Here is a 24,064-nt window from a genome sequence, read left to right on the forward strand (position 1 = left end):
ACTAAATTAGTTCTCGACTGCGCTCCAACATACAATTATTAATAAAGAACCTAATACAATTATTATACAATGGAAGCAACTGAAAACAACATCTTACGTGGAGGACAATTCTTAGTAAAAGAAACAAAATGCGAAGACGTATTTACTCCTGAAGATTTTTCGGAAGAACAAAAAATGATGAAGGATGCTGTAATGGAATTTAATGATCGTGAGATTATTCCACATAAACCTCGTTTTGAAGCTAAAGATTATGCCTTAACTGAAGACGTTATGCGTAAAGCTGGAGAACTTGGTTTTCTAGGTGTAGCTGTTCCTGAAGCTTATGGTGGACTAGGAATGGGATTTGTTTCAACAGTTTTAACATGTGATTATATTTCATCTGGAACGGGTTCTTTTAGTACAGCATTTGGTGCGCATACTGGAATTGGAACAATGCCAATTACACTTTATGGTACCGAAGAACAAAAACAAAAATACGTTCCTAAATTAGCTACAGGTGAATGGTTTGGAGCATATTGTTTAACTGAACCTGGAGCAGGATCTGATGCCAATTCTGGTAAAACAACTGCAGAACTTTCAGCTGATGGAAAATCGTATAAAATTAACGGACAAAAAATGTGGATCTCAAATGCAGGTTTCTGTAGCTTGATGATCGTTTTTGCTCGTATTGAAGACGATAAAAACATTACTGGATTCATTGTAGAATATGACAAAGATAATCCTAACGGAATTACTTTAGGTGAAGAAGAACACAAATTAGGTATTCGTGCAAGTTCAACGCGTCAAGTGTTCTTTAGTGATTGTGTTGTTCCTGCTGAAAACATGCTAGCTGGTCGTGGTGAAGGTTTCAAAATTGCCATGAATGCGCTTAATGTTGGTCGTATTAAATTGGCTGCTGCTTGTTTAGATTCTCAAAGACGTATTTTATCAATTGCGGTAAGCTATGCTAACGAGCGTAAACAATTTAAAACACCTATTGCAGATTTTGGAGCGATTAAAACTAAATTAGCCGAAATGGCTAGTAGTGCTTATGCTGGTGAATCTGCAACCTATAGAGCTGCAAAAAATATTGAAGATCGCATCGCAATTCGTGAGGCTTCTGGTAATTCTCACCAAGAGGCTGAACTTAAAGGTGTTGAAGAATATGCAATAGAATGTTCAATCTTAAAAGTTGCGGTATCTGAAGATGTACAAAACTGTGCTGATGAAGGTATCCAAATTTTTGGTGGTATGGGATTCTCTGAAGAAACTCCAATGGAATCTGCCTGGAGAGATGCTCGTATTGCTCGTATTTATGAAGGTACTAATGAAATTAACAGAATGTTATCTGTTGGTATGTTAGTAAAAAAAGCTATGAAAGGGCATTTAGATTTATTAGGCCCTGCTCAAGCTGTACAAGAAGAGCTTGTAGGAATTCCTTCTTTTGAAACACCAGATTATTCTGAATTATTTTCAGAAGAAAAAGAAATGATTAAGAAACTAAAAAAGACCTTCTTAATGGTAGCTGGTGGAGCTGTTCAAAAATATGGACCACAATTAGAAGATCATCAACAATTATTAATTGCCGCTGCAGATATTTTAATTGAAATATATATGGCTGAGTCTGCAATTTTAAGAACCGAAAAGAATGCCAAACGTTTTGGTGAAGATACACAATCTGCTCAAATAGCTATGGCGAAACTATATTTATATCACGCGGTAGATATCGTAGAAGAAAAAGGAAAAGAAAGTATTATTTCTTTTGCTGAAGGTGATGAACAACGTATGATGTTAATGGGACTCAAACGCTTTACCAAATATCAAAATTATCCAGACATCGTCGATTTACGTATTGAAATTGCTGAAAAAGTAAAAGCAGAAAGCAAGTACTGCTTCTAAAATATATTTAGTTGATTTGTTGATTTGAGTACATCCTTTACGCCATAAAATTTAGATTGTACTCAATAAGACAGTTACAGTTTGTTTATAAGTTTAGGCTAATTCAAAATTTTATAAACAGTAGAAAGCCAATTCACTAACGGAATTGGCTTTTCTTTTCTAGTTTTTAAAACTATTTCGTTGCTCGTATCTCTAATAAACTTTTAAATAAAGATTTCGCAATAGCCTTCTGATTTTCTCCGTTAGTTAAGATGGCCTTGTCTTTTTCATTAGTTATAAATCCAAGTTCTAATAACACCGCAGGACAATTCACATTTTTGAGGATATAAAAACCCGCTTGTTTAATTTTTCTTTTACTAGAAAATAAATGCAATTGGTTTTGAAGTAAAATTTTACTGTAATCATGTGATTTTTTACCATAATTATTTTTATCATAATAATAAGCTTCAACACCTCCTACAGAAGTGTCTTTATAGGCATTAGTATGCAAACTAATAACTAAATCTGCATTTTTATCATTAATAAAATTCACACGATCTTCAAGAGACCAAAACTTATCTTTGTCTCTAATTGTTATGATCTTAATTTTTTCATTACTCATTTTTGATAGCTGTTTCGAAATTCTAAGCACAATATCTTTTTCATTTAAATTCCCTGGATCTTTACCACCATGTCCAGCATCTACAACTACAATTAATGGTTCTTTTAAATCTTTGAAGGAGCTAAACATAAAAACACTTGCAAATAGCAACAGTGCAGCTGTGATTTTTAAGGTTCGTTTTAATACTGATGATTGTGATTGATGTAACATAGTAATTCTATTTTTGATTTGAATGAAATTAAATCCGCTAGTTAATGGAACGCGGTATTCCTTATGACTTGAATGAATAATGATTTGTGAATAATTTATAATATCAATACCAGATTGAACTGTATTACCATCTGCAATAAATTCATGATTTTGAACTATAGCCATTCTATAAAACCAAATAAATGGATTAAACCAAAATGCGCATAACAATAATTCTAATACAATAACATCTAAAGTATGCCATTGATTGCAATGCACAAGCTCATGTTGAATCATAGAATCTGAATAACACTTATCTTTTAAAGATTCAGTATTAATAAATAGATAATTAAAAAAACTTGAAGCATTTTTTCCATCATTAGTTTCTACTAATTTCAAGCTTCCAATACGTCCATGACTTCGTTTTGTGAGCTTAATAATTCCGAATATGTTTTTTATAAATCTAATTGCAAAACAAATTGATATCGTAAGATATACATACCACAAAATGTAAAATATTGAGTATTTAGGCTTTTGAATTTCAGCCACTGTAACTCCTTCTAATATCTCATGGGAAACAACACTTACTTCTGAAGGTTCTAAGGAGATTTCAGTAATACTTGGCATCGTATCTAAAACATTAATCTCCATAATTGGTGCCATCAAACTGAGAAGTAGTGTTCCTAAAAGGAAAAAACGATTAAACTGAAATGTCTTTTGTGCTTTTAAGACTAGTTGATATATTAAATAAGCACAGCCTAAACTTACGATTGTATAAAAAATGTAGTTAATCATTTAGACTTTTTTTGATTAATTTTCTGTTGTAATAATTCCTGAAGATCTTCTAATTCTTGCATAGATAAATCAGCATTTTTAGTAAAAAAAGAAGCAAACTGCGATTTAGAATCATTAAAAAAATGCGTGATCATTCCATTAACTTGAGTTGAGAAATACTCATTTTTTTTCAAAATTGGATGATATTGTTTATCTCTTCCTAAGCGTTCAAAACCTATGTAATCTTTATCACACATACGCTTTAAAAGTGTAGAAATAGTCGTGTAAGCTGGTTTAGGCTCAGGGAATTGCTCAACAATATCTTTCATAAATCCTTTTTTTAGATTCCACAAATATTTCATGATTTGCAATTCTGTTTTATTCAACTGTTTTATATCCACAATTATAGTTTTAATACTACAAATGTAGTAATAAAATTGAATTACACAAACTTTTATAAAATCAACATTAAAACTTTCATATCTTTAACCTAAATAAAAGTTTATGAAAACAATACCTTGCTTCCTAGCCTTCTTGGGAACAATCTTTATTATTAATGCGCAATCTAACACTGAAGTTTTCTTATTCGATTTAGAAGCTAATTCTTCAAAAATTGAAGTTAAAAACGCAAAAAACTTATCAAATAATGAAGGTTATGACAATCAGCCTTCTTTTTTAAACGATAGATATATTTTGTTTGCGTCAACTAGAAATGGACAAACTGACATTGCAAAATATGATACGCGTTATGGATCAAAATCTTGGTTAAATGCTACTGAAGGAGGAGAATATACACCGCTTAAACATCCTATTAATAATGAAATTTCAGCAGTGCGTTTAGATAAAGACGGAAAACAACGCTTATATTCTTATAGTGGTAGCAATGGTGAATCTACAGTACTTATCAAAAATTTAGTTGTGGCTTATTACACTTGGTATGATGAACACACTATTGTTTCTGCAGTTATAGAAAATGATAATCTTAACTTATTTGTAAGTAATCTTCAAGATGGAACGAACACAAAATATGCAACTAGTGTTGGTCGCTCTTTTCACAGAATTCCAAACTCTAATCTTGTGAGTTTTATTTCTAAAGACAATGAAAATCAATGGCAAATAAAATCACTGAATCCCAAAACTGGAGCCATAAAAGTGATTGCAAATACGCTTGAAGGTATTGAAGACATTTGCTGGCTAGACGGAAAAACTTTACTTTCAGGTAAAGAGAGTACCTTATTCAAATTACGCCTTCAAAGAGATAATAATTGGAAGCAAATTACCGATTTAAATTCTGATGGAATTACTAAAATCACACGTTTAGCGGTTAATTCAGAATCTAACAAACTGCTTATTGCTGGAGATATTAGTCCGAAAACTGAAGCTATAGATGCTACAAAAGACACTTCTAATACCGAAAAAACTGAAACAAAAACCTCTACAAGTACGTCAGAAGTTGAAGCTATAGTTCAAAGAAATCTCGATGCTTATAACGCTAGAGATATAGATGCTTTTATGAAAGATTATGCTGCTGATGTGAAATTATATGCCTATCCGAACACCTTACAAACTGATGGTAAAGAAGCCATGCGAAAAAGCTATAAAGATTGGTTTGACAATGTTAAAGATTTAAGAGCTTTCGTAAAAAAACGAATTGTAATTGGCAATAAAGTGATCGATGAAGAGCAAGTTACAGCTAATGGAAAAATACGAAATGCTGTTGCCATTTACGAAATAGAAAATGGAAAAATAGTTACAGTTACATTCATTCAATAAAATAGCTTATGAAGTACATTGTTATCTTATACTTTGCTTTTACGTTAACTACAGTAGCGCAAAATGACCTACAATTAGAACCTAAATTAGAAAATTGCGCTTGGATTGCTGGCAATTGGAAAGGCGAAGCTTTTGGTGGACAAACTGAAGAAAATTGGAGCGAACCTTCAGGTGGTTCCATGATGGCAACATTTAAACTCATAAATGATGATAAAGTCTCTTTTTATGAAATTGAAATTATAAGAGAGGTTGAAAACACATTAGTGCTTCAGTTAAAACATTTTGATAGCGACCTTAAAGGTTGGGAAACTAAAAACGAAACTGTAGATTTTCCATTAAAAGAAATTACTGCTACTAAAGTTATTTTTGAAGGCATGACTTTTGAAAAAATTAGCCATAATGAAATGAATGTGTTTGTTGATATAGAAAATGAAGAAGGTGATATTCAAATTGTAACATTTAATTACAAAAAGAAATAAATATTATTTAATCATATCAATGGAATACTATTTTAAAACCGACACAGAATGGAGGAATTGGCTTAAAGAAAATTATAATTCTTCTAATGGCATTCAATTAATTTTTTATAAAGTAGATCACGAAAATCAATCGATGCGTTGGGAAGAAGCCGTAAGAGTTGCTTTATGTTATGGTTGGATTGATTCTACTGTTAAAAGTTTAGGTAATGGGAAGCGCAAACAATACTTCTGTGAAAGAAATGAAAAAAGTGTTTGGAGTGCTTTGAATAAAAAACACATAAAAGAACTTACAACTTCAGGATTGATGCATGAAAGTGGTTTAGAGAAAATTAAAATTGGTAAACAAAATGGAAGTTGGTCAGCTCTAGATGATGTTGAAAAAGGCATTATTCCAATAGCACTGAAACAAGCCTTTGATATAAACCCTAAAGCTTTTGATAACTTCAACAATTTCGCGCCTTCTTACAAAAAAGGATATTTATATTGGCTAAATCAAGCAAAACGTGACGCTACTCGCGAAAAACGAATAATTGAGATAATTAAATTATGTAACTCAAATATTAAAATGAGATAGCGATAATATTCAAGAGGTATTAACGTCTCTTTAAGATAATGTAATAGACTTTTTTTTTAGATTCGTAGTTTATTTTATCTGTGAAAAAGAAAAACAAATCTTTAGCAAAATCTACTCGTTGGTATCGCAAATCGCATCGTTTTGTTGCCATTATTTTATTGCTCTTTATTGTTATAATGAGTGTCACAGGATTGCTACTTACCTGGAAAGATGAATTAGAATTAAAACCTTCAACAACAAATATTGCAGCAAATGGAAGGCCCTTAATTTCTCTTGCTGAAATTGAACAAAATGCTGTACATTTTATAGACAGTTTAAAGCTTTCTAAAACTATAAATAGAATTGATTATAGACCAAGAAAAGGCATTGCTAAAGTTAGGTTTGAAGAGCATTTTACTGAATTACAAATCGATTGCTACACTGGAGCAATTATTTCGCAAAAAACTAGAACTGCAGATATTATTGAGATGATTCATGATGGTTCAATTGTTGGCTATTTATTTAAATCTGAAGGAAAACCAACAAAATTATTTTACTCAACATGTATTGCTTTTGGCTTATTATTTCTATCGTTTAGCGGCTTTTGGTTATGGTTAAAACCTAAGCAGATTAAAAATAACAAAAGCAAATTATCAAAACTATAGAAAGGTTTCAATATTTTATATAAGACAATAACATCCTATTTAAAATATTTTTCAGATATTTGCAATTAAATTACAATCCTATGTTTTCCAAAGCTTGTGAATATGGCATCAAAGCATCTATTTTTATTGCGATTAATTCGTATGAAAATAAACGCGTAAGCCCGAAGGAAATCTCTGAAGAAATAGATTCTCCTAAAGCGTTTACTGCTAAAATTTTACAAGCCTTAGTAAAGCATGATGTTATAAATTCTGTACAAGGTGCATATGGTGGGTTTGAAATTGAGAAAGAAAAAATTTCTACTATAAAGCTCGCTCAAATTGTTAATGCTATCGATGGTGACAGTATTTATAGAGGTTGTGGTTTGGGATTACATATTTGTGATGACAAACATCCTTGTCCTGTTCATGATAAATTTAAAATCGTACGTTCAGAATTAAAAAACATGTTGGAAAACACCAATTTAGAACAACTAGCATTGGACATCAAATCTGGAACATCATTTTTAAAAATTAAAGGAGACTAAAAAAATTTAATTATAAATAGGATAAAAATATCCGAAATAAACTAATTATGGAAACATTAGAAAAATACACAGAAGTAGAGATTGGACAATTTGTAGCAGAAGACTACAGAACAGCAGCAATTTTTTCGAAATACAAAATTGATTTTTGTTGTAATGGTAATAGAACAATCAATGAAGCTTGTGAAAAAAAAGGCATTGACAGCAAAATCTTAATAGACGAAATTAATTCTATTTTAAATTCTAAAGGAGCAGAAACTATTGACTATAAATCGTGGCCAATAGATTTATTAGTTGATTATATTGAAAAGAAACATCACAGATATGTTGAAGAAAAAACACCAATTCTAAGACAGTTTTTAGATAAGCTATGTCGTGTTCATGGTGAACGTCATCCAGAATTGTTAAAAATCAATGAATTATTTACAGCTTCAACCGTTGAGCTAGCTTCTCATATGAAAAAAGAAGAACTCATACTCTTTCCGTTTATAAAACAATTAGTAAAAGGCAAATTAAAAAACATAGCTGTACAATCACCACAATTTGGCACAATAGAAAGCCCAATCGCGATGATGATGCAAGAACATGATAATGAAGGTGAGCGTTTTAGAAAAATAGCAGAACTTACAGAAAATTACAATCCACCAGCAGATGCCTGTAATACTTATAGAGTTACCTTTGCAATGCTAGACGAATTTGAAAAAGATTTACACTTACATATTCATTTAGAAAATAATATCCTTTTTCCGGAAGCTATAAAACTGGAAAAATCATATAGTTAACGATTGGTTTTACGTTGAAGCTTCACTTCCTTTGAGTTACTTAACCTACTGTAATAACTGTTTTTTTCGAGGGAATAAACAGAAATTGCAATAATTTGGACCAAGGGAAGTGTTCTTTTTAATATAAAATTCAAAACAATGCCACATCAACCTCAAAAACGACATAAAGCTTTACAACCGCTAAGTAGAGAGCACCATCATGGCTTATTATTATCTTGGAAAATTAGATCTGGATTTAGTAAAGAAATTGCTCCTAAACGCATTCGACTATATGCAGACTGGTTTTTTGACAACCATTTAATTCCGCATTTTGAAATTGAAGAAAAACACATCTTCCCTATTCTAGGCCAAGATCATGAACTTGTTAAAAGAGCTTTAACAGAACACAGTCGAATAAAATGCTTATTTAATGAAAGTAAGGATGATGATGCAAAAACATTAAGTAGTATAGAAGAAGAATTAGAAAAACACATCCGATTTGAAGAGCGTGTTTTATTTCCAGAAATTCAAAAAGTAGCAACTGAAGCGCAAATGCTTCATATAGATAAAATACACCATCCAGATCGTTTTGAAGATAATCTAGATGATGTATTTTGGACTTAAACTTATTGTAATACCACAGACAAATTCATATAAAAATTACGTCCTTGTCTCGGAATGTTATTCCAATCTGAAAATGTTGAATATTCAGTATCTAAGAGATTTTCAATTCCATATTTTAAAACGAACTTAGATTCTTTCGCATAAATGACATTTCCGAAATTAAGATTTAAAATACCATAAGCAGATGTTTCATCTTCACCATAAAAGCTACTGTAACTACTTTGATTTCCGTTACCTTCTAATTGAAGTGCTGCATTAAAATGCTTTGTTTTATAATTCACTTCTGTTAAATATGAAAATGGTCTTATCAATGGTAAATTTTCATCATTGCTTCCTCTGCCATAATTATAACCAATTGTTCCATTTACTGAAAAGGAGTTAGATAATTCATAAGACGAATTTATATACACATCAAATATAGATGCGCTTGAAAGTGCTTTATAAATTCTAACACCATTGGCACCAATAGTCATAGAACTTAACGACTCATCAATATCTCCAATAATAAAATCTTTGATATAAAAATAGGAAGCCTCTACTCCAACATGAAATTTATCAGTATGATAATTGGCTTTAGTATTAATTTCAATCGCTTTTTCATTATCAAGTGTTGGATTCCCTATATAATCATAGTTATCAAAACTATTAAATAAGAAAAAACCATAACCTTCACTCACAGAAGGAGCTCGTTCTCCATAACCCAAACCAAAAGACAAATCATAGTCTGTTGTTTTATAAGTATAATCTGATGATAGGCTGGTTAAAAATCTACTTTTAGAATCATCAATTTCAGGGTAAAATATTTGCAAACTTTCCAGTCCTGATTCTTCAGCGATTCTATTGTTTTGATAACCCAATCGTAAGGACATCGAAAGTTGATTTTTTTCATTCAACACAACTATATCTTTTGCAAAAACTCCAGTATAAAACGTTCTAAGATCTGGCCAAGTATACATAAACATTGCTGGTTGATTAGAATCATTTGGATACATCGTCATCTCTGCTAATGATTTATTATAATAGCCATTTATATTAAATAGTAAGTTATGCCTTTTACGTGTTGTGGTTGCTTTAGAATAAAATCCGTAAGTATCACTCCAACCTGGCATATCCATTCTAATTGGAACATCTGGACGTTTGGAATCATCCATAATATGCGTAATGGTATTAAAATAAAACTTAGTTTCTAGAGTTTTGAAAAACGTAGAATCATTTACATAATTATGTGTCACCGAAGTTATTAAAGCTTCAGCCAAAGACACATCCATAGGTAAGGCTGGATAACCAACATCTGTGGCTTTATCATAAATAATATTTGCATCTATGGAATGCTTTTCAGAAAGTTTAAACCCTGTTTGCAAAGAGACATTATACTTTTGAAACTGAGAATACATTACTTCATTCGTTCCACCAGCATCATAATTATCTGATTTTCTAAAAATACCATCAGCATTTAAATAAAATGAATTTCCTGAGTATTCAAGATCTAAACCAACTACTCTATAATTTCCATTCGTTTCATAACCCAAATCGAAATTGGTTTTTAATCCAGATTGATAAAATTTGCTAGAAGTCAATTGTAAATCGATTCCACCACCAACGCAATGTCCATTTTCGGTTCCTGTTTGCCCAGAACCAATATTTACTTGTTCAAGATTTGAAACGTCTACATACGATGTAATAGGATCCATCTTATCTGTACAAGCACCAAAAATTTGCATGCCATCAATAGTAACGTTTAAACGATCGCTATTCATGTTATTTAAAGAAGGTTCCCAAGCATAATTACCACGTTTTATCATGGTAATTTTGTTAGATTTCTCTAAAAAATCATCAATACTTGACAAGGTTTTTTCTTGTCGATGGTTATTCAATTTACGTCTACTTAAAATGATAACTTCAGTTAACTTTGTTGTGTCTTTTTTAACAACAGGTTCTTCTTCTTGAGCGGAAATAATTCCGCAAAAAAGTAAACAAACACTATATATAATGAATTTTTTCATTGATATGTATTTAAAAAATGAAAGAAAACAACTGTTTATTGAGCGTATCCGAAATACATTAATCTTAAAATTATTCGACTACGCTCAATATGTCAGTTGAGAGTCTTTTTAGAATTCTAATTCTAAATACAGAGAACTTTGTGTATTCTCTTCTGTGACATCTTCACCTTTAAGCACATCATCATTAGTGTTCATTAATTTTAAATTAAGAACCCAATAGCCAGTCATTGTTAAAGATAAATTTCCATGATACATATCATCAGACATACTATATGACAAATCTGTATTATTTGGCGAGCTATGATTTCCCATTCCAGGCATTCTAGGATCTAATGCGATTGAAAAATTTTCAACAACAGGAAATGACATCATGCTCTCCATTTTGTAAACACCAACCATTAAATCATTAATTCCAATAATTGGATTGTTAGGTTTAATCATTGAAATGATATAACGATTATCATCACTTCCCATAAAACTAGTGACGTTTTGATTGTCATTTTGCCAAACAGAAATCGCATCGCTTGCAGTATAATCTACACCATCAATTGTGTAATTTACTGTTATAGACCAACCAGAGCCATCTGTATTTGTCATTTGATATATGATATAACCTTCAAAAACAGTATTCTTTCCTGAAGCCTTAGCGATAGTAGATCTTGGACATGAATGCTCCATCATAGGCATTTGCATCATTGGCATCCATGAGAATGATGCATCTTCTATGTATGAATCTGTTGCATTATCCTTTAACCTCATACTAACAGCATTATAGCCTGTATAAAAATCACCTTCCTTGTTAAATAATTCAACTGTATGCGTTGCGTTCGTGATGTCTTGAATTTTAAAAAGACCTTCAACTTCGTTAGTGATTTTTGGTTCGTCATTGTCATCGTCATTTGAACATGACGTGGTCAGTACAGATAAAAACAATACTGATAAAAACATATATTTAAGTGAATTCATAATGTTAGATTTAATATTAAAATAGAATATAAAACTCCGTGCTCACTTGTATATTAAAGTAAGAACTGAAGTAAAATCAATATGATTTTATAATTTTAAAAAACTAACAAAAGTTTGGTGGAGGTGTATCTATTTCGAGATACATTTTTATTATTTTGGGAGTAGAAATTATCAATTCTTGAAGCCTTGATTGAAATTCTTGATTAGATGGAACAATTTGATTTATATCTGATATAAAGAACGCATCTAAAACGAGTGGTTTATTTTCCTGAAATGGTGTTTCAGTGTTTGAATTGGCATTACTTTCAGTTAACTCTTTACGCAATTGACATTTACCATTACAGCCTTTTTGTGCTTCTTTTTGAATACATAACGTCTTTGCTATAAATTCTTGATTTATTAAAAAGTCACCAATAATAGCCAGTGTATTTATATTATGTGAAAATAATATAAATACCAAAACGAATGCGGTTATTCTATTGATTACTGTTGGTATCATATAACAAATCTAAGCCATTGCTATTTTATAAAAGCTGACTACTATCATACTTCAAAAAACTTAAAATAGGCATTAATAAGTTGTTCTAAATTATAAAAAGCGGATTTAATTTTTTGATCATCATCTTCCTCTCTTAACACAGAAATTTCATCAAGCATAGGAATTAAAACGATATGCAATTGATCATGTGACTCACCTTTCATACTACAATGTTTGATGATATAACCTGTTTGTTGAGCAAGGTTTTCCCCTAAGGTTTTATAATCAGTACTATTGTCAGCTTTAAATGCTGAAATAATAGAATTCATTTTGGTTAGGCCTTTGTGTGTTTCCACATTAGCAATCCACTTTTTGTTAGCATTCAATTTCAATGGTAGGGAATCTACAATTGAAATGGTTTCAATATCAGGATTATAACCTGAATCACCTTTTTTTGTATCACTTTTACAGCCAATAATAAAAATTAGTGAGCATGTAATTATAAAAAATCTAATCATAATTCAAAGGTATTAATTAATTCTAAAAATCTTTCTTACGAGATTTAAAAATAATTCGAAATACAGGTAAAACAACCCAAACTGTCAACATAACAAATGATACTATAAGTCCGAAACTAGTTCCGAAAAATTGTTTAAAAACTGCTCCTGTATATCCTAATAAAGCTGAAATATCTAATTTTAAAAGAATTAGAGTTCTTGATAAATCTATAGGATTTAGCATGGTTCCAACTAATGATAATTTATCTAAGGGGTAATCTTCAAACATAATTAAAGTCATTAAAAACAAGCCATCATAAATAATAGCTAAAAACAGCCATAACAGAATTGCATAACCAAATCCTTTAATTTTATTTTCATTTGACAGCGCAATATTAAACGCCAAAGCCGTAAAGATTAGCGTTAAAAATGTTCCTGTAATTAACAGTAAAGAAAAATCCCAAATGGCACTACTTTCAAATAAGCCATAGAAAACAAAAGGAATTCCAAGTCCGAGAATCAAACTAATAGAAAGTGATAATGCTACACCTAAATATTGTCCAAGAAATATGGAAGATCGTTTTAAAGGTTGTGCAAGGAGGAGTTCGGTAAATTCTTTAGAATTATAATAATACATGACGCCAAAAATGGTTCCAATTAAAGGTACTAAAACGATAATTACATTCATTAAAGTGATGACCGCTTTTGATAAATCATTATTTAAAAACAAGAGTACAACTCCGAGTAATAAATAGAATGCAAAATAGACGTAACTCCAACGGCTACGCATTAAATCGAAAAAACTATATTTTAATATTTTAAGCATGATTGTTTTTATGGTTTATTTACCTCTCGACTGTACTCGAAGTGACATTTTATTAATTATTTGTCAGGTCGAGTACAGTCGAGACCTAACTATTATTATTGGTTAATATAGACGCAATAGCATGTTCAAAATCTGGTTGATTGGTCTTGGTTTTTAATTCTGAAATTGAGCCTTTAAAGTAGATTTTGCCTTCAAGCAAAAAGACAATTTCATCTGAAACCTCTTCTACAAAACTCATAATATGTGAGGTGATTAAAACAGTTTTTCCTTTGGCTTTTTCGGCTTGAATTAAATCTTTCAAACGTATTAATGAAATAGGATCTAGACCAGTAGTTGGCTCATCTAAAATAATTAACGGACTATCGAACATAAAAGTTAAAACGATATTTACTTTTTGTTTTGTTCCACCAGAAAGTGTTCCTAATTTTTTATCTAAAAAAGGCTCTAATTTGAAAAGTTCAATTAATCGCTCTTCTTCATTAGTATGATGACGTAAATCTTTAATCATTTTAATTAACTCCCTTACTCTTAGATTACTAGGGAAATTAGCAATTTGTGGCAAATAGTCAATTTTGTGTCGATACTCAGCGTTTTTCTTAATGTTTTCTCCTAGTACATTGATTATGCCTTTATCTGGAATAACCATTCCTAAAACAGATTTAATCAATGTTGTTTTTCCAGAGCCATTTGGTCCGAGTACAGCGAAAATTCCGCCTTCACTTATGGTCAAATCCAAACCACTTAGCACTGGATTTTTACCAAATTTTTTATATAAATTTTCAATACTCACCATACGATTCTCTTTGTTAACGGGTTATTATCTAGAAGGTTATCTGGCGTAAACACTGGTGATACTTTTTCAGAAAAATCAATGATATCAATAAACATACTACGCAATAAAATAATGGTTTCTGGAGTTCGATTTACGATATATGAAAATAATTTTACAGGTCTGTAAGGCACATCTCCTACTCCATTTTTATCCAAATCATAGCCTGTATAATTACTCCAATAATTTCTGTCGAATACGTTATCATTAATTTTACTATTGTAAGCAATATCAAAAGAATTATATAAAAAATTGTTTTCGATAAAAGTATTTTTGTAGCAAGCGCCTTTTACTTTTATTGCCCAACCATTATTTGAAAAATCATTATGCTTATAAGTGATGCGATTTGAACCTTCTATATTAATTCCTATGGTATTATTTTCAAAGATATTACCTTCAATTTCGGCATCATTAATTTCTTTAAGTAATAAACCATATGATGCAGTTCCCCAATTTTCTTTAAATGTATTATTATACATTTTAATTTTTTTAGAAAACATCACAGCTACTCCTGCTCCATTATTTTCAAACGTATTGTCTTGATAAGTATCATCATTTGAAAACATAAAGTGCAAACCATATCTTATATTTAAAGCACTCACATTATTCTTAATTATACAGTCATCAGAAAACTCTAAATAAATACCATCGCGAACATGTTCAACATAGTTATGTTCTATTTCAATATGGTTGCTATACCATAATTGTATTCCGTTTCCAGAATTATATTCCTCAATAGCATCACCAATAATTTTATTATGAAACACTTTTCCATAACTTGACTTTTCGATATATATTCCGAAGAATAATTTTTCAAGCACCAAATTTTTGATTACAAAATGCTTGCTTTTTCTAACACGAATCGCAGCATAATCTTCTGTATAACTTGTACCAACATTGATAATAAACAAGCCATCTACAGTAACATTATCAGATATAATTGTAATGATTTCACCTTTTAATTCGCCATCAATTATGGGGTAATTTTCACCAATAATCGTTAAAGGTTTATTAACTAAAATATCGTATTCTTTATAAGTGCCTTTTTTAACTAAAATAGTATCAAAATCTTTTGATTTTAAAATAGCATTTTGCAATGTTGAAATGGAACAATCATTACAAACTTCTATTTGTGAAGCATAATTAGAAATGGTCATAAAAATGACAGCTAAAAAAATGAATCTATGTTTCATAGTACTAGTCCTTAAAATGTACTAATAATTCATTCCAAGTATATAATTCACCTCCTTTTTCAGTTTGTGTTTGTTGAGCTTTGCTTTTATCTTCAAAAGCCGATAAAAATGCTCCCATTGGACTAGGAATATTTTTGCTTATTAAAAATGTAGCTTTTGTAGCATCGGTAAGTGTTTTAGGTTTTGCATAGTCATTTGAGAGATACAATGCTATTTCAGAAGTGTCAAACTCATCCATAAAATGGATCATGCATTCGGTAGCATCGAATTTATATACTTTTCCTTTTTGGGTTACAATTTCTGCAGCATGAACTTTGTCGACAATAGTCATTTTACAAAAATGACAGCCATCGTTACCATAATCTATAGGCTTTGGTGACACATTACAGTTGAAAAAGAACAATAGCAATGCAAAGATTGAATAGTGTTTTAGTGTTTGCATGATTTTAGTGTTTTAGTGTTTTGATCTTGTCTACATCAATAAAGATTTTTTATGATTTTTCTTTCCAATAAAGTAAGCTATTAATCCTGTCGCAATACCAAGAGTTAAAAATAAAGCTCCTAATTGCGGATAAGAATGTGCTTTAAAATTCAGGATATCTCTACTTCCAAAAAGTGGTGGCTGAAATCCCATTTGAGTACCATCTGGATTGGTGAATTTCATAATCGCTTTTGGATCGAGGTTATGACCATAATCATGTTCCCATAAATAAAAATCATACATTCCTGCAGCGCTTATAGCAATCATCAAAATAAACCATCCTAAAAACCATTTATAATTCCCTTTAAATGCAATCAAAAGTCCAATAACACTTGTGATAATTATTCCTATCGGAAAGATTTTAAACTCAGGAATCGCATCTGGAATATATTTCATTCCAACATAATGATTCATCAAGTTTATGTTTTTAATGTCATGAGGATTGGCATCCGAAAAATCATTGATATGGATATACATTCCTAAAGGTATTGGATATTGTGGTGCTTCTAAAGTGATCTTCCATAATGGAAACAAAAATAGTCCTAAAGGCAGAATTGCTGCGAGTAACATGATGATATTTGACTTTTTCATCTTAAAGGATTTAGTGGTTTTTATAGTGTTTTGAAAAGAAAGGCGAGAGCGAAAAAATTAACCCTCGCCTTTTTATAGGAAAATAAACACTAAAACAAAATTTCCCTAGTTTCTTTATTCAATATCTTCTCCTAAAGACCATTTTATCGGTGTGTTGCTATCTGCAGGAGAAACTCTAATATAACCTTGCATTTCTTGATGAAGTGCAGAACAGAAATCTGTACAATAGAATGGCCAAACGCCTACTTTTGTTGGTTCCCAAACTGAAGATTTCGTTTGTCCTGGCATGATTAATAGTTCAGAAGTGTTTTGACCAAGTACAGCAAAACCGTGTGGCACATCAAAATCTTGTTCTAAATTAGTCACATGGAAATATACTTTGTCTCCTACTTTAACACCTTCAATATTATCTGGAGAGAAGTGACTTCTAATGGTAGTCATATATATATGAACTTCATTTCCCTTTCGAACTACTTTAGTATCATCATCTGTAAAAGCAGCATAAGGATGTTTGTTATCTTCCAAATTGTAGATTTTTTGAGAACGTTCCTTAATCAAGTCTGCTCTCATTGCTGCAGCATAATGAGGTTCTCCATGTGTTGGAAAATCTAAAAGCAATTCCATTTTTTCGCCTGAGATATCATACAATTGAGCTGAGTGCTCCATTTCAGGACCAGTTGGCAAGTATCTATCTTTGGTGATTTTATTCATCGCGAACATATATTTACCTTGTGGTTTTCCAGAATTTCCTCCAGGAATGGTTAAATGACCAACAGAGTAATAGGTAGGTTTTCTATCAATAACTTCCCAAGTTCCTAATTTCCATTTTACAACTTCAGATGAAATAAAGAATGTTGTATATGCATTTCCTTGACCATCAAACTCTGTATGTAAAGGCCCTAAACCTGGTTGCTCTACAGAACCTGCCAATACATCTTCGAATTTTAAAATAGGAATTCCATATGCTTCACCATCAAATTTTTCTCCTTCAATAGCTGCCAACATTTTTGTAAATGAATGCACTGTTAAGTTAGCAGACAACTTTCCATTACCAACAATATATTCTCCAGAAGGATCAACATCACAGCCATGCGGAGATTTTGGAGTCGGCAAGAAAAATACAGCTCCAGGAACATCAACAGGGTTTACAACACGCACTTCTTTTTTCATTGTAGACGTTGCAGTATGAGTGTGCTCATCATATACATTATGTGCATAATCGGCTGGCATCATTGTACCACCACCATTATTTACATAATCTTCAATTTTTTTCCAATTCACAGCTGCAATAAAATCTTTATCATTTTGCGAAGCATTAACTTCTAATAAACTACTTGCTTCTTCTGTATTATATGTTGTAAAAAAGAACCAACCATGAGATTTCCCTCTTCCTGGATGTGATAAATCGTAGTTAAATCCTGGCATTAGAACTTGGAATTTTATATCCATATTTCCCGTTTCTGGTGCGACGCTTATAAAAGATAGTGCACCTTGAAAGTTGCCTTTATACTCATTAATTGGCATATCACGTTGAGGAATTGGCACAGAAAAACGTGTACCTGCAACCACATACTCTGTGTTTTCAGTTACAAAAGAAGAACTGTGATTACCAGCACTATTAGGTACTTCGATGATTTCAGTTGTTTCAAAAGTTTTTAAATCTATTTTCGCAATTCTTGGTGTATTGTTTTCATTAATAAAAACAAAACGACCATCAATTTCCCCTTTTGTTTGAGAAATATCAGGATGGTGAGAATCTCCCCAAGGAATAAATCCGTGAGATGTATTCAACATAGGTTTCGTTTCTTCAGAATAGCCATATCCTGAAGTTGCAAATTGAGAAAATACAGGTATTTCCTTAAACATTCTTCCAGAAGGCAAGCCATAAACAGTTAAGTTACCACTATATCCTCCAGAGATAAATGCATAAAATTCATCATGTTCACCAGGAGCAACGTATACTTTTTCGGCAACATTACTTGCCAATGCACCAGATTTATTATCAGATGATTTTGAATTATTGCAACTTGTATAAGTAAACAATACAAATACAAGAGCAAGTGTTAGTTTTAATAAATTTTTCATGTTTTATTTTAAATTTGATTAGTGTTTTATTCTTCTGAAGGTGGTAATAATACTTTATCTATAACATGTACAATACCATTACCTGCTTTCACGCTTCCTAGTATTTTAGCACCTCCAATGATAGGTTCTCCATCTACAACTTCTACTTTTACATAACCATTATTAGCTTGTCCAAGTTTTTTAAATTTCTTTAAAAAGTCTTTTGAATAGTTTCCAGGTGTCACATGATACTTTAAAATATTAGCTAACAGATCTTTGTTTTCTGGTTTCAATAAATTCTCAACAGTTCCCTCAGGTAAGGCGGCAAAAGCTTCATTAGTTGGAGCAAAAACCATGAGTGGTCCAGCATTCACTAAAGCATTTTCTAATTGTGCAGCTTGAACTGCAGCTACTAACGTAGTATGATCTTTAGATCCAATGGCTATACTTAAAACAGTTGTACTTTCGTCTCCCTCAATAAAGGCTTGACCAGTTCGATCTGTTGATTCATTTTCAGCAACTGAAACTGTAGAGTTCGATATCACTTCTTTGTTGTCTGTTTTACAAGAAAAAATTAGTGTAGCACAGGCTAATCCGAAAAATAGTTTTTTTAATATTTTCATTGGTTAGTAGTATTTAGTTAGTATTATAATGTTCTAAAATATTCTAATACAGCTCTAGCATCTTCTTTAGATAAGTTTTGATTTGCCATTGGAGAGCCATTAAATTCCATCAATAATTCTTTAGCCAAAGGATCCTCTTTTACCATTTGCTCTGGATTTAATATCATGTTCATAATCCATTCTGGAGTACGTCGTTCTAGAATTCCTGTTGGTGCAGGTCCAATAAATTTTTTGTCTGCTCTATGACAAGCCGTACACATTTTTTTGTAAACTTCTTCTCCATGTTTAACCATCTTTTGGTCAATTTCAGAATCTAAAGTCACTGATGTGATTGGACCTAATCCTTTATTCGTTAAGTCAATTTTTTTTGATGCTAGTATAGCTTTCTCCTTAGGAGTTTCCTTTTTTGCAGGAGCTTCTTTTCTGCCATAAGAGATAGATTCTTTTTTCTTTTCTTCTTTGCCTCCACAACTTAAAAGTAGTGTTACAAATAATACAGTCATTAGTTTTAGTGTTGTCTTCATTTGTTTTGATTTTATTCAACAAAAATAAAGCTCATAACTGTCAAAAAATATGACAATTATCATATTTCGGATAAAATTATCCTATTTAAAATTTATAACTTTCAAACTCTCATTTTTGTTAAAGGTTTATGTGTAAATCAACATCCAATAACTTTTGATTATCTTTATGCAACTTTAAAAAAAAGCAAACTTTTCACACATGAAAAAAACAATTCATCTATTGATGCTTTTAGCATCTTTTTCTCTTTTCGCTCAAGAATTATCTATGGATTTAGTCAAAAACATGACACCTCGTAATATTGGTCCAGGAGGTATGTCTGGTCGAGTTACAAGTATTGATGTAGTTCATAAAAACACAGATATAATGTATGTTGGAACAGCTTCTGGTGGTTTATGGAAATCTACTTCTGGTGGTATAAAATGGAATCCTATTTTCGAAAAAGAAGCGACTGCTTCTATTGGTGCTGTAGCTATTCAACAATCTAATCCAAGTGTCATTTGGGTTGGAACAGGTGAAGGGAACCCAAGAAATAGTTTAAATGGTGGTTATGGAATTTATAAATCATTAGACGCTGGTAAAACTTGGCAATTAATGGGTTTAAAGAACACACGTCATATTCATCGTGTAATTATTGACCCTACTAATCCTAATGTAGTTTATGCAGCTGCAATTGGCTCACCTTGGGGAGAACATCCTGAACGTGGAATTTTTAAAACAATTGATGGTGGTAAAACATGGAAAAAAATTCTATTTGCAAATACTAAAACTGGAGCTGCAGATTTAGTAATGGATCCTACAAACCCTAATAAGTTGATTGCTGCCTTATGGGAACATAAACGTGACCCTTGGTTTTTTAATTCTGGTGGTGAAGGTTCTGGTGTACACATCACATACGATGGTGGTAAAACATGGAAAAAAGTTACGGATAAAGAGGGATTTCCTGAAGGAAATTTAGGTCGTGTTGGAGTTGCAATTGCTCCAAATAAACCAAATATTGTATATGCTCTAGTAGAAGCCAAAAAGAATGCTTTATATAAAAGTGAAGATGGTGGTTTTAATTGGAAAAAAATAAATGATAATTCTTCAGGTAGAGGAAGTGGTGGTATTGGCAATCGTCCGTTTTACTATGCCGAAATCTATGTAGACCCTCAAAATGAAAATCGTGTCTATTCAATATTTACCTATGTAAATGTCTCTGAAGATGGTGGAAAAAGTTTTAGTCAATTAATGCCTGCATATGGTGTTAACAACGGAATTCATCCAGATCATCACGCTTGGTGGATTCATCCTACAAATGGTGACTTTATGATAGATGGTAATGATGGCGGAATGAATATCACTAAAGATGGTGGGAAATCTTGGCGCTTTATTGGTAATTTACCTGTCGCACAATTTTATCATATAAATGTTGATAATGAAATTCCTTATAATGTGTATGGAGGCATGCAAGATAATGGATCATGGAGAGGTCCTGCCTATGTATGGCGTGTTCAAGGCATCAGAAATAGTTACTGGCAAGAAATTAGTTTTGGTGATGGATTTGATGTCGTACCAGATAAAGACGATTCTCGTTTTGGTTGGACGATGAGCCAACAAGGTTATGTTAGTCGATACGATTGGCAAACAGGAAACAACTATACAGTGAGACCTATACATTCTGATCCTGAAGTTGAATTGCGTTTTAATTGGAATTCTGCAATTAACATCGATCCGTTTGATAATAATACCTTGTATTTCGGAAGTCAGTTTGTTCATAAATCAACTGATAAAGGACAAACTTGGACTGTCATTTCTAAAGATTTAACTACTAATGATCCTGAAAAATTAAAACAAAACGAAAGTGGTGGCCTAACAATGGATGCTACTGGAGCCGAAAACCATTGCTCTATTTTAGTTATTGAACCTTCTCCTATAGAACGAAATATGTTCTGGGTTGGAACTGACGATGGAAAAGTACATTACACACAAAATGGTGGACAAACCTATATTGATGTTACAAATAATATCAAAGGCTTACCTGCAGGAAGCTGGATTCCTCAAATAAAAGCATCTAATAAAAATAAAGGTGAAGCCCTTTTAATTGCCAATGATTACAGACGCTTTAATTATACACCTTATGTGTTTCGCACAAAAGATTATGGTAAAACATGGCAACGTATTGCAGATGGCAATGATGTAGAAAGCTATGCGTTATCCATTATTGAAGATCCAATTGAGAAAAATTTAGTTTTCTTAGGTACTGATGATGGCTTATATGTGTCTATTGATGCAGGTAATATTTGGACAAAATGGACTCAAGGTTTTCCAACAGTTTCAGTGAAAGATTTAGTCATTCATCCAAGAGAACATGACCTAATTATTGGAACATTTGGACGTGCAGCTTGGGTCTTAGATGATATACGTCCACTTAGAGCAATGGCTAAAAACAAACAAATTATTAATCAGAAATTAGAATTATTTACACCTCCAACTGCGTATCAAGCAGCATATCAACAACCAACTGGAAGTCGTTTTGGAGCAGATGCTATGTATCATGGTGAGAATAGAGGTTATGGTGCACAGTTTTCATATTATGTAAAAATAGATGAAATTAAAAAAAACGAAAAAACTGAGGACGAAGAAAAAGAAAATGATGAAGATGATGTCATTCAGAATGATAGCAAAGAATCTCAAGACACAAAAGTAAAATGGGATTCATTAACTATGAAAATCTATGATGGTGAACGCTTAATGAGAACATTAAAACAAAAAGCTCCTGATTCTACTGGAATTCATAAATGGACTTGGTATATGGATGAAGCTGGAGTTTCAAATGCTTCAAGAACGATTAGAAAAGAAAAAAGAGAGCCAAGTGGTGTTTCGGTTAAACCTGGAACCTATAAAGCTGTTTTACATTTTGGAGACCAAAGCTCTGAAGAAATGATTACAGTTCTATCTGATCCAAGATTAGATGTTTCTATCGCTAAAACTAATGAAGTGTATCACGCTTCTAAAAAGCTAGAAAAGATGCAAGAAACGGTTTCTAATGCTGTTAAACAATTAGTGGAAAGCAAACAAATAGCGACTAAATTCAAAGGTGATTTGACCAAGTTGGATAAAGGCAAATACAAAGATGACATTAAAGCTTCTAAAGATTTAATTAAAGAAATTGATGACCTCATCGACTTGTATTTAGGCAAACAAGACAAACGTCAAGGAATCACTAATACATCTGTTGTTTCTGTTGACGATAGGTTAGGTATTGCTGATTGGTATGTTAGTTCTAGACAAAATGGGATAACAGAAACTGAAAACTCATTAATAAAACAAGCTGAAGATGCAATAAATGATGTGCTTGAAAAAACAAATACTTTCTTTAATAAATCTTGGACAACTTACCAAACTAAAATGGAAGCACTGCAAACGAATCCCTTTAAAGAGATTAGTACGTTTAAACTAGATTAAATAAAACAACTTAAACTAAAAAAGGCTCTAAAATTTTAGAGCTTTTTTTTATTCAATACGCTTCAAACCTTCAATATTTTCAATCTTAATCTGTTTCCCTTTTGTAGAAATTAGATTTTCCTTTTTAAATTGTGACAGGATTCTAATTGCAGATTCTGTTGCTGTTCCAACAATATTAGCATAGTCTTCTCTTGAAAGTGTAATGGACAAGTATCCATCTTCATCTACTCCAAAATGCGCATTCAAATAGATTAAAACATCAGCTAATCGATTCTTAACAGATTTCTGAGCCATATCAACGATGACATTATCAGAATCTTTTAAATCATGAGCCATTTTTTGCAAAACGTCTAAAGTAAACTTAGGATTGTTTTGAAGATCTGTCATAATCTCACTCTTAGGAATAAAACAAACTTCCATATCATTAAGAGCTACAGCACTTAAATTTGCCGACTCCTCACCTATTAGCGAACGTTGTCCTAATAAATCACCTTTAACTACTAATTTTACAATTTGATCTTTACCATTAGCACTTAATTTTGATAATTTACAAACACCATCTTTAACACAAAACACGCCATTTACTGTTTCTCCTTCTTCAAAAATGACTTCACCTTTCTTGATGACTCTTGATGTTTTACAACCGGAAATCCGAACTAACTCCTCTTTTGTTAAGGCTTTTAGAGAATTAAACTGTCTAATAATGCATTGTTCGCATTTGCTCAT

At 31.6% G+C, this 24,064-nt stretch carries 24 protein-coding genes; 9 read left to right on the plus strand and 15 right to left on the minus strand.

Annotated elements, in window-relative coordinates; translation table 11 throughout:
* The first annotated feature begins 69 nt into the window (after positions 1-69).
* Positions 70-1,878, plus strand: coding sequence for an acyl-CoA dehydrogenase family protein (locus tag MUN68_RS11375; RefSeq protein ID WP_249996165.1), 1,809 nt, complete (start codon positions 70-72; stop codon positions 1,876-1,878).
* A 172-nt stretch (positions 1,879-2,050) separates the two neighbouring features.
* Here MUN68_RS11375 and MUN68_RS11380 read toward each other — a convergent pair whose 3' ends face one another.
* Both MUN68_RS11380 and MUN68_RS11385 read right to left on the minus strand, forming a co-directional pair.
* Entirely contained in the window at positions 2,051-3,463 is a 1,413-nt protein-coding gene (locus tag MUN68_RS11380; RefSeq protein WP_249996164.1) for an N-acetylmuramoyl-L-alanine amidase, read from the minus strand.
* Positions 3,460-3,771, minus strand: coding sequence for a BlaI/MecI/CopY family transcriptional regulator (locus MUN68_RS11385; protein WP_249996162.1), 312 nt, complete (start codon positions 3,769-3,771; stop codon positions 3,460-3,462). The genes MUN68_RS11380 and MUN68_RS11385 overlap by 4 nt, the downstream gene beginning before the upstream one ends.
* A 175-nt stretch (positions 3,772-3,946) precedes the next feature.
* Here MUN68_RS11385 and MUN68_RS11390 point away from each other — a divergent pair, with 175 nt between their 5' ends.
* The 7 genes from MUN68_RS11390 (at position 3,947) to MUN68_RS11420 (ending at position 8,818) form a co-directional block, all read left to right on the plus strand.
* Positions 3,947-5,215, plus strand: a complete 1,269-nt coding sequence (locus MUN68_RS11390) for a nuclear transport factor 2 family protein (protein ID WP_249996161.1) — start codon at positions 3,947-3,949, stop codon at positions 5,213-5,215.
* Positions 5,216-5,223: 8 nt separating this feature from the next.
* Positions 5,224-5,694 (plus strand): DUF6265 family protein, encoded by a 471-nt coding sequence (locus MUN68_RS11395; RefSeq protein ID WP_249996160.1) that lies wholly within the window; start codon positions 5,224-5,226, stop codon positions 5,692-5,694.
* 19 nt (positions 5,695-5,713) lie between these two features.
* Positions 5,714-6,268 carry a YdeI/OmpD-associated family protein gene (locus tag MUN68_RS11400; protein WP_249996159.1) on the plus strand — a complete coding sequence of 185 codons (555 nt, stop codon included), beginning with the start codon at positions 5,714-5,716 and terminating at the stop codon, positions 6,266-6,268.
* Between the two features lie 80 nt (positions 6,269-6,348).
* Complete coding sequence (locus MUN68_RS11405) at positions 6,349-6,912, plus strand: PepSY-associated TM helix domain-containing protein (protein ID WP_249996158.1); 564 nt, start codon at positions 6,349-6,351, stop codon at positions 6,910-6,912.
* Positions 6,913-6,992: 80 nt separating this feature from the next.
* Entirely contained in the window at positions 6,993-7,436 is a 444-nt protein-coding gene (locus tag MUN68_RS11410) for an RrF2 family transcriptional regulator (RefSeq protein WP_249996157.1), read from the plus strand.
* A 47-nt stretch (positions 7,437-7,483) separates the two neighbouring features.
* Positions 7,484-8,215: an iron-sulfur cluster repair di-iron protein gene (ric, locus tag MUN68_RS11415; RefSeq protein WP_249996155.1), complete on the plus strand. Its 732-nt coding sequence runs from the start codon at positions 7,484-7,486 to the stop codon at positions 8,213-8,215.
* A 138-nt stretch (positions 8,216-8,353) separates the two neighbouring features.
* Positions 8,354-8,818, plus strand: coding sequence for a hemerythrin domain-containing protein (locus MUN68_RS11420; RefSeq protein ID WP_249996154.1), 465 nt, complete (start codon positions 8,354-8,356; stop codon positions 8,816-8,818).
* 2 nt (positions 8,819-8,820) lie between these two features.
* Here MUN68_RS11420 and MUN68_RS11425 read toward each other — a convergent pair whose 3' ends face one another.
* From MUN68_RS11425 to MUN68_RS11480, 12 genes are all read right to left on the minus strand, one after another.
* Positions 8,821-10,821 carry a TonB-copper family protein gene (locus MUN68_RS11425; protein ID WP_249996153.1) on the minus strand — a complete coding sequence of 667 codons (2,001 nt, stop codon included), beginning with the start codon at positions 10,819-10,821 and terminating at the stop codon, positions 8,821-8,823.
* A gap of 108 nt (positions 10,822-10,929) precedes the next feature.
* Entirely contained in the window at positions 10,930-11,787 is an 858-nt protein-coding gene (locus MUN68_RS11430; RefSeq protein WP_249996152.1) for a hypothetical protein, read from the minus strand.
* A gap of 103 nt (positions 11,788-11,890) precedes the next feature.
* The gene (locus MUN68_RS11435) at positions 11,891-12,286 is read right to left on the minus strand and encodes a hypothetical protein (protein WP_249996151.1); all 396 of its coding nucleotides are present in this window, start codon (positions 12,284-12,286) and stop codon (positions 11,891-11,893) included.
* A gap of 44 nt (positions 12,287-12,330) precedes the next feature.
* Entirely contained in the window at positions 12,331-12,783 is a 453-nt protein-coding gene (locus MUN68_RS11440) for a hypothetical protein (RefSeq protein ID WP_249996150.1), read from the minus strand.
* A gap of 22 nt (positions 12,784-12,805) precedes the next feature.
* Positions 12,806-13,588, minus strand: a complete 783-nt coding sequence (locus MUN68_RS11445) for an ABC transporter permease (protein WP_249996149.1) — start codon at positions 13,586-13,588, stop codon at positions 12,806-12,808.
* 85 nt (positions 13,589-13,673) lie between these two features.
* On the minus strand, positions 13,674-14,381 hold the full coding sequence (locus MUN68_RS11450) for an ABC transporter ATP-binding protein (protein ID WP_249996148.1): 708 nt from the start codon (positions 14,379-14,381) through the stop codon (positions 13,674-13,676).
* Entirely contained in the window at positions 14,375-15,610 is a 1,236-nt protein-coding gene (locus MUN68_RS11455) for a nitrous oxide reductase family maturation protein NosD (RefSeq protein WP_394357622.1), read from the minus strand. Before MUN68_RS11455 ends, MUN68_RS11450 begins: the two co-directional genes overlap by 7 nt.
* A 4-nt stretch (positions 15,611-15,614) precedes the next feature.
* Positions 15,615-16,052 (minus strand): nitrous oxide reductase accessory protein NosL, encoded by a 438-nt coding sequence (locus tag MUN68_RS11460; RefSeq protein ID WP_249996147.1) that lies wholly within the window; start codon positions 16,050-16,052, stop codon positions 15,615-15,617.
* Between the two features lie 30 nt (positions 16,053-16,082).
* Positions 16,083-16,682, minus strand: coding sequence for a hypothetical protein (locus MUN68_RS11465; protein WP_249996145.1), 600 nt, complete (start codon positions 16,680-16,682; stop codon positions 16,083-16,085).
* Positions 16,683-16,796: 114 nt separating this feature from the next.
* Positions 16,797-18,767 carry a Sec-dependent nitrous-oxide reductase gene (gene nosZ / locus MUN68_RS11470; RefSeq protein ID WP_249996144.1) on the minus strand — a complete coding sequence of 657 codons (1,971 nt, stop codon included), beginning with the start codon at positions 18,765-18,767 and terminating at the stop codon, positions 16,797-16,799.
* A gap of 26 nt (positions 18,768-18,793) precedes the next feature.
* Positions 18,794-19,369, minus strand: coding sequence for a fasciclin domain-containing protein (locus tag MUN68_RS11475; RefSeq protein ID WP_249996143.1), 576 nt, complete (start codon positions 19,367-19,369; stop codon positions 18,794-18,796).
* A gap of 23 nt (positions 19,370-19,392) precedes the next feature.
* Complete coding sequence (locus MUN68_RS11480; protein ID WP_249996142.1) at positions 19,393-19,893, minus strand: c-type cytochrome; 501 nt, start codon at positions 19,891-19,893, stop codon at positions 19,393-19,395.
* A 199-nt stretch (positions 19,894-20,092) separates the two neighbouring features.
* On the opposite strand from MUN68_RS11480, the gene MUN68_RS11485 reads away from it, so the two are divergent.
* Positions 20,093-23,338 carry a WD40/YVTN/BNR-like repeat-containing protein gene (locus MUN68_RS11485; protein WP_249996141.1) on the plus strand — a complete coding sequence of 1,082 codons (3,246 nt, stop codon included), beginning with the start codon at positions 20,093-20,095 and terminating at the stop codon, positions 23,336-23,338.
* A gap of 48 nt (positions 23,339-23,386) precedes the next feature.
* Here MUN68_RS11485 and MUN68_RS11490 read toward each other — a convergent pair whose 3' ends face one another.
* Positions 23,387-24,064 (minus strand): Crp/Fnr family transcriptional regulator, encoded by a 678-nt coding sequence (locus MUN68_RS11490; protein ID WP_249996140.1) that lies wholly within the window; start codon positions 24,062-24,064, stop codon positions 23,387-23,389.

Source organism: Psychroserpens ponticola (assembly GCF_023556315.2).
Taxonomy (GTDB): domain Bacteria; phylum Bacteroidota; class Bacteroidia; order Flavobacteriales; family Flavobacteriaceae; genus Psychroserpens; species Psychroserpens ponticola.

Bases quoted from the DNA above. Each gene is read 5' to 3' on its own strand.
- MUN68_RS11375 (WP_249996165.1), top strand. From the start codon at position 70: ATGGAAGCAACTGAAAACAACATCTTACGTGGAGGACAATTCTTAGTA.
- MUN68_RS11380 (WP_249996164.1), bottom strand. From the start codon at position 3,463: ATGATTAACTACATTTTTTATACAATCGTAAGTTTAGGCTGTGCTTAT.
- MUN68_RS11385 (WP_249996162.1), bottom strand. From the start codon at position 3,771: ATGAAAGATATTGTTGAGCAATTCCCTGAGCCTAAACCAGCTTACACG.
- MUN68_RS11390 (WP_249996161.1), top strand. From the start codon at position 3,947: ATGAAAACAATACCTTGCTTCCTAGCCTTCTTGGGAACAATCTTTATT.
- MUN68_RS11395 (WP_249996160.1), top strand. From the start codon at position 5,224: ATGAAGTACATTGTTATCTTATACTTTGCTTTTACGTTAACTACAGTA.
- MUN68_RS11400 (WP_249996159.1), top strand. From the start codon at position 5,714: ATGGAATACTATTTTAAAACCGACACAGAATGGAGGAATTGGCTTAAA.
- MUN68_RS11410 (WP_249996157.1), top strand. From the start codon at position 6,993: ATGTTTTCCAAAGCTTGTGAATATGGCATCAAAGCATCTATTTTTATT.
- ric (WP_249996155.1), top strand. From the start codon at position 7,484: ATGGAAACATTAGAAAAATACACAGAAGTAGAGATTGGACAATTTGTA.
- MUN68_RS11420 (WP_249996154.1), top strand. From the start codon at position 8,354: ATGCCACATCAACCTCAAAAACGACATAAAGCTTTACAACCGCTAAGT.
- MUN68_RS11425 (WP_249996153.1), bottom strand. From the start codon at position 10,821: ATGAAAAAATTCATTATATATAGTGTTTGTTTACTTTTTTGCGGAATT.
- MUN68_RS11430 (WP_249996152.1), bottom strand. From the start codon at position 11,787: ATGAATTCACTTAAATATATGTTTTTATCAGTATTGTTTTTATCTGTA.
- MUN68_RS11435 (WP_249996151.1), bottom strand. From the start codon at position 12,286: ATGATACCAACAGTAATCAATAGAATAACCGCATTCGTTTTGGTATTT.
- MUN68_RS11440 (WP_249996150.1), bottom strand. From the start codon at position 12,783: ATGATTAGATTTTTTATAATTACATGCTCACTAATTTTTATTATTGGC.
- MUN68_RS11445 (WP_249996149.1), bottom strand. From the start codon at position 13,588: ATGCTTAAAATATTAAAATATAGTTTTTTCGATTTAATGCGTAGCCGT.
- MUN68_RS11450 (WP_249996148.1), bottom strand. From the start codon at position 14,381: ATGGTGAGTATTGAAAATTTATATAAAAAATTTGGTAAAAATCCAGTG.
- MUN68_RS11455 (WP_394357622.1), bottom strand. From the start codon at position 15,610: ATGAAACATAGATTCATTTTTTTAGCTGTCATTTTTATGACCATTTCT.
- MUN68_RS11460 (WP_249996147.1), bottom strand. From the start codon at position 16,052: ATGCAAACACTAAAACACTATTCAATCTTTGCATTGCTATTGTTCTTT.
- MUN68_RS11465 (WP_249996145.1), bottom strand. From the start codon at position 16,682: ATGAAAAAGTCAAATATCATCATGTTACTCGCAGCAATTCTGCCTTTA.
- nosZ (WP_249996144.1), bottom strand. From the start codon at position 18,767: ATGAAAAATTTATTAAAACTAACACTTGCTCTTGTATTTGTATTGTTT.
- MUN68_RS11475 (WP_249996143.1), bottom strand. From the start codon at position 19,369: ATGAAAATATTAAAAAAACTATTTTTCGGATTAGCCTGTGCTACACTA.
- MUN68_RS11480 (WP_249996142.1), bottom strand. From the start codon at position 19,893: ATGAAGACAACACTAAAACTAATGACTGTATTATTTGTAACACTACTT.
- MUN68_RS11485 (WP_249996141.1), top strand. From the start codon at position 20,093: ATGAAAAAAACAATTCATCTATTGATGCTTTTAGCATCTTTTTCTCTT.
- MUN68_RS11490 (WP_249996140.1), bottom strand. From the start codon at position 24,064: ATGAGCAAATGCGAACAATGCATTATTAGACAGTTTAATTCTCTAAAA.